The organism is Actinosynnema sp. NPDC023658, from assembly GCF_040639995.1.
Taxonomy (GTDB): domain Bacteria; phylum Actinomycetota; class Actinomycetes; order Mycobacteriales; family Pseudonocardiaceae; genus Actinosynnema.
Genome location: NZ_JBFAAX010001481.1, coordinates 1 through 1063 on the forward strand (window position 1 = coordinate 1; position 1063 = coordinate 1063).

The 1063-nt window shown below is 69.4% G+C and carries 2 protein-coding genes; one reads left to right on the top strand and one right to left on the bottom strand.

Annotated features, from left to right (window positions below; translation table 11 throughout):
• On the bottom strand, positions 1-740 hold a 740-nt coding region (locus AB0G02_RS41950; RefSeq protein WP_360806678.1), incomplete at its 3' end, for an ABC transporter permease.
• Between the two features lie 100 nt (positions 741-840).
• Between AB0G02_RS41950 and AB0G02_RS41955 the strand changes: the two genes are divergently transcribed.
• The coding region (locus AB0G02_RS41955; RefSeq protein ID WP_360806681.1) for a helix-turn-helix domain-containing protein at positions 841-1063 on the top strand (223 nt) is incomplete at its 3' end.

Consider the following 1063-nt stretch of genomic DNA (forward strand, 5'->3'; position numbering starts at 1 on the left):
ACCAACCCCACCTCCATCACCCCCGCGCGACCCCGCCCCCCCCCCAGCGGGGTCGCGCTCCCCGCCCCTCTCAGCCCCGCGCCGCGCGGGCCCGCGGCCCGGCCCCGCCCGCACGCCCGCACCACGCGGATGCCGGAGAGCTGCTCGCGCAGCACGCGGTTGACCGCGTCGATGCGCTCCTGCATCAACCGGAACTGCGGGACCATGCGGATGACGATCAGGCCGACCGCGATGGCCAGCGCCGGCACGCAGACGACGAGCAGCCACGACAGGCCGACGTCCTCGCGCAGCGCCATGATGATGCCCGCCACGCACATGATCGGCGCGTTGACCAGCATCGTGCACCCCATGACGACCAGCAGCTGCACCTGCTGCACGTCGTTGGTGGTGCGGGTGATCAGCGACGACGGGCCGAGCGTGGCGACCTCGCGCGCGGAGAACTCGCCCACGCGGTGGAAGACGGCGGCGCGGACGTCGCGGCCGAAGCTCATCGCGATGCGGGCGCTGTAGTAGACCGCGCCCACGGACGAGAGGATCTGGATGACCGACACACCGACCATCCAGCCGCCGGTGGACAGGATGTAGCCGGTGTCCCCGGCGGCGATGCCGAAGTCGATGATGTCGGCGTTGAGGCTCGGCAGGTACAGCGAGGCGACGGTGCCGATCAGCTGTAGCACGAGCACGACCGTCAGCTCACGCCGGTACGGCCGCAGGTGGGTACGCAGCAAGCGGCTCAGCAACGATGCTCCCCCATAAGAAACGAATCGTGTCTAACATGCGCCAAGGTAGACCCGTACGATAAGAAACGCAAAGTATCTAAAGGTCGGGTAAAGGGGCAGGGTGACCGGGATCAAGTCGCGCCGACGCGGCGCACAGCTGGAGCAGGCCATCCTGGACGCGGCCTGGGACGAGCTGTGCGAGGTCGGCTACGCCCGGCTCACCATAGAGGGTGTCGCGATCCGAGCGGGAACGAGTAAATCCGTCATCTACCGCCGCTGGGGTAGCCGGGCCGAGCTGGCGCTGGCCGCGTGGTTCCGCCGCGTCCCGGCGGAACCCGAGCTGC